Genomic DNA, 4,028 nt, shown 5'->3' with positions numbered 1-4,028 from the left:
CATCAAGACCATGGAAGGCCGCGACCAGGTCCGCGACATGCTGAAAAGCCAGTTGTCGAACACCAGGCCATCGCACTTCGCCATCGCCAAGGGCGAGGACGCGACCGAGAGCGGCGAACTGATCGAGGGCTGGATCAGCTTCGAGACGGAGGCGGCACGCGGCTTCGGCCATATCAGGCTGAAGAACGGCAAGATCTGGACGCTGCTGACCACCATGGCCGAACTGAAAGGCCACGAGGAGCCGGCAGGCTTCGCGCGGCCGATGGGCGCCAGGCACGGCTCGGGCAAGAACCGTCCGACATGGAAGGAAGAGCGCGAGAGGGAAGCCGCCGAGCTCGGCTTCAAGACGCAGCCCTATACGGTGATCATCGGTGGCGGCCAGGGCGGTATCGCGCTCGGCGCGCGGCTGCGGCAGCTTGGCGTGCCGACCATCATCATCGAGAAGAACGAGCGTGCCGGCGACAGCTGGCGCAAGCGCTACAAGTCGCTCTGCCTGCATGACCCGGTCTGGTACGACCATCTGCCCTATATCGATTTCCCCAAGAACTGGCCGGTCTTCTCGCCCAAGGACAAGATCGGCGACTGGCTGGAAATGTACACCAAGGTAATGGAGCTGAATTACTGGTCCTCGACCGAGGCCAAAAGCGCTTCCTATGACGACAAGACGAAGGAATGGACCGTTGTCGTCCACCGTGACGGCAAGGACATCACGCTGAAGCCGAAGCAACTGGTGCTGGCGACCGGACAGTCCGGCAAAGCCAATCTGCCGAAATTCAAGGGCATGGAGACCTTCAGGGGCGATCAGCACCACTCGTCGAAGCATCCGGGTCCCGACGCCTATGCCGGCAAAAAGGCCGTTGTCATCGGATCCAACAATTCCGCCCATGACATCGCTGCCGCACTTTGGGAAGCCGGCGCCGACGTGACCATGGTGCAGCGCTCGAGTACCCATATCTCCAGGTCCGACACGTTGATGGAAATCGGACTGGGTTCGCTCTATTCGGAGCAGGCGCTGCAGAATGGCATCACCACCGCCAAGGCCGATCTCATCTTCGCTTCGCTGCCCTACAAGATCCTGCACGAGTTCCAGATCCCGGCCTATGCCGAGATGAAGAAACGCGATGCGGCATTCTACAAGGGACTGGAAAAGGCCGGTTTCATGCTCGACTGGGGCGACGACGAGTCCGGCCTGTTCATGAAGTACCTCAGGCGCGGCTCTGGCTATTACATCGATGTTGGCGCATCGCAGTTGGTCATCGATGGTTCGATCAAGCTGAAGAGTGGCGTCGACGTCGAAGAGATCAAGCAGCACTCGGTCCTGCTCAGCGACGGGTCGGAACTGCCTGCGGACCTCATCGTCTACGCCACCGGCTACGGCTCGATGAACGGCTGGGCCGCCGATCTGATATCGCGCGAAACCGCCGACAAGGTCGGCAAATGCTGGGGCCTCGGCTCGAACACCACCAAGGATCCCGGCCCCTGGGAAGGCGAGTTGCGCAACATGTGGAAGCCTACACAGCAGGAAGCGCTGTGGTTTCACGGCGGCAACCTGCACCAGTCACGCCACTATTCACAATTCCTGGCGCTGCAGCTGAAGGCCAGGCAGGCCGGCTTGGCGACGCCGGTCTACGGGCTGCAGCAGGTGCATCACAAGGGGTAGGCGAGCGCGATTCCGGCGAAGCCGGAAGAAAGAAGGCAGGGCTTGCCCCCTGCCTCCTTCCTTTGAGGGAATTACGCCGGCTTACCCGCCGCGAACTGCGTCACCACCCGCTGCAACAGCGGCACGTAATCGCGAAACGTCCGCGTCTTCATGTTGGCAATCTTGCCGCTCTCGTCCCAGATGCGGACCCGGACCGCTTCCTCATGGAACGGGTTCTTGCGGAACTCGGCCACCTCCTCGGCATTCATCGGCCCGCCCTGCAGCGACAGCGTATGCACCGAGGCCGGCGACAGCCTGCCGAAATAGGTCGGATCGGTGGCGCAGAGATAGCGCTTGGCGGCGACATGCAGCCTGACGCATTCGACGATGACAGGTGGAAAGAACGGCGCCAGCACTTCGCCGCCGGCTTCGTCATGATGCTTGTCCTCGACATCCTCGGGCGAATAGGTGCCGAACTCGCTGGTGTAATGGCCAATGTCGTGCAGCAGCGCCGCCGCCACCAGCTCGTCCGGCGCGCCGTCCTTTTCGGCGAACCAGGCGCCCTGCAGCATGTGCTCCGACATGGTGACGGGTTCGCCGAGGTAGGATTCCGCACCCCGGCGCTCGAAGATGTCGGCAATGAATTCGACGATATTGTCCGCGTTCAAATCCTGGCCGCTCATTCCGCCGCCTCCTTGAACCCGTGTTCTATCGACGCGAGCGTCGACAGCAGGCCATCCTTGTCGGCGTAACAGCCCTGCAGCCAGCGCTTGCCGGTTCCGGAAAACGCCTTGCGGGCGTGCATGACGCGCGTGTTGTCGACGATGAAAGCCTGCCCCGCTTCGAGCTTGAACGTCACTTCGAAGGATGGATCCTCGATCAGTTCGGCGAACCGGCGGTAGGCGGCGTAGTACGCCTCCATGTCGGCGAAGGGCACGTCGACCGTCGGCGCCAGCGAGCGGTTGTTGAAGCGGATGCAGATCAGCTCGCCATCGGGCCCGAGCTCGATCATCGGCCGCTTCGCCTGCAGCCGCACACCGGAAGAGCCGGCATATTCGAAGCGCGCCGGGCATGAGCTCAGCAGCCGGAAGCCTTCCGGGTTCTCAGCCTGCAGCGCAGCCGCGACGGCAAACCCGTCGACGACGCTGGATTCGCCGCCCTCAACCGTATTCTCGATGCAGGACAGGATCTGCAGCGTCGGCACGGGGTCGCGATAGGGATTGTCGGTATGCGCCTGGAGCCCGAGATTGGTGTAGGCGAGATTGCTCGGATTGACCTCGGCGCGCACTTCGAACCAGCGGCCGTAATTGGTCTCCCTGATATAGCCGAACAGATCGGACACCTTGCACAGCGCTCCGGATTCGGCCGGCAGATCGTCCATCACCGCAAAGCCATAGGCTTTCACCGCCGACAGCCATTGCCCCAGCACAGCGCGATCATGGCTGGCCGCAGCATAGCCGGCGCGCGGCACCGAATTCTGCATCGAGGCCTTGGTCCATCGCACGGTGGCCTCGTCTGTCCAGCCGGGCTGGCGGGCCGCGTCACGATCATAGGCATTGGCACTCAGCCATGCCGCCGGGAAACTCACTGTTTTCTGCTCCGGCACGAAGCTGACTTCCAGGGCGCCGCCCTTGAGCGATGCCGCGCCGATCCTGGTGTCGGCGGGAATGTCGAGGATGGTGATCAGCCGTTGGCCATTGCCGGCGCTGCGCGTCTTGTCGTCCAGCGCATTGTCGCGCAGCCACATGGCGTGAAAGCGGCTGCGCGACCCGTCCTTCCAGCCAAGTTCGATTGTTCTACCTTCGTCGCCGATCAGCGCCTGGGTGAGCATGGAGATCCGTTCCTGTCCATTGCGTCCCCCGCAGCTGATCCGCAGGGTTTCGATTGCATGTTGATCGCGCGAGAGGCATAATTCAAATTATCCTTTTTTGGCCAATGACCACGATATACTAATGTCTCGAACCACACCCCTGCCGCCGCTCGACTGGCTGCGCAGTTTCGAGGCTGCGGCGCGGCTGTCGAATTTCACCGCGGCGGCAGCCGAGCTTGGCCTCACCCAGGCGGCCGTCAGCCAGCACATCCGCTTTCTCGAGGAGCGGCTGAAGACACGTTTGTTTTCGCGGCTGGCGCGCGGCGTCGCCCTGTCGCCGGAGGGGGCAGCCTACCTCCCCCACATCCAGTCGGCCTTCGCCACCATCGGCAACAGCACCGCGGAACTGTTCGAGCCGCGCGCCGTCCAGACCGTGACCATCCGGGCGCCGATTTCCTTTGCCTTGCTGATGCTGGTTCCGGCGCTGCCCGATCTCGCGAAGGCACTGCCGCGCATCCAGCTCGACCTGGTGACGATCCATCGCCCTACCGATTACGACCTGCCAGGCTCGGTGCTCGA

General features: G+C 62.8%; 4 protein-coding genes. 2 read left to right on the top strand and 2 right to left on the bottom strand.

Going from position 1 to position 4,028, the window contains the following annotated elements:
• Positions 1 to 1,660 (top strand): NAD(P)/FAD-dependent oxidoreductase (locus EN994_RS21075; RefSeq protein WP_164746051.1); only part of this gene is annotated, 1,660 nt, incomplete at its 5' end.
• 71 nt (positions 1,661 to 1,731) lie between these two features.
• Here EN994_RS21075 and EN994_RS21070 read toward each other — a convergent pair.
• Positions 1,732 to 2,322, bottom strand: coding sequence for an HD domain-containing protein (locus EN994_RS21070; RefSeq protein ID WP_063168272.1), 591 nt, complete (start codon positions 2,320 to 2,322; stop codon positions 1,732 to 1,734).
• The gene (locus EN994_RS21065) at positions 2,319 to 3,470 is read right to left on the bottom strand and encodes a gamma-butyrobetaine dioxygenase (RefSeq protein ID WP_063168273.1); all 1,152 of its coding nucleotides are present in this window, start codon (positions 3,468 to 3,470) and stop codon (positions 2,319 to 2,321) included. The genes EN994_RS21070 and EN994_RS21065 overlap by 4 nt, the downstream gene beginning before the upstream one ends.
• Before the next feature lie 121 nt (positions 3,471 to 3,591).
• Here EN994_RS21065 and EN994_RS21060 point away from each other — a divergent pair.
• Positions 3,592 to 4,028, top strand: a 437-nt coding sequence (locus tag EN994_RS21060; RefSeq protein ID WP_127307782.1) for a LysR family transcriptional regulator, incomplete at its 3' end; no start/stop codon positions are given.

This window comes from Mesorhizobium sp. M7A.F.Ca.CA.002.09.1.1 (assembly GCF_003998555.1).
Lineage (GTDB): Bacteria > Pseudomonadota > Alphaproteobacteria > Rhizobiales > Rhizobiaceae > Mesorhizobium > Mesorhizobium ciceri.
Note: the sequence above shows the minus strand (reverse complement) of the source record. Positions and strands in the feature narration are given on the sequence as shown.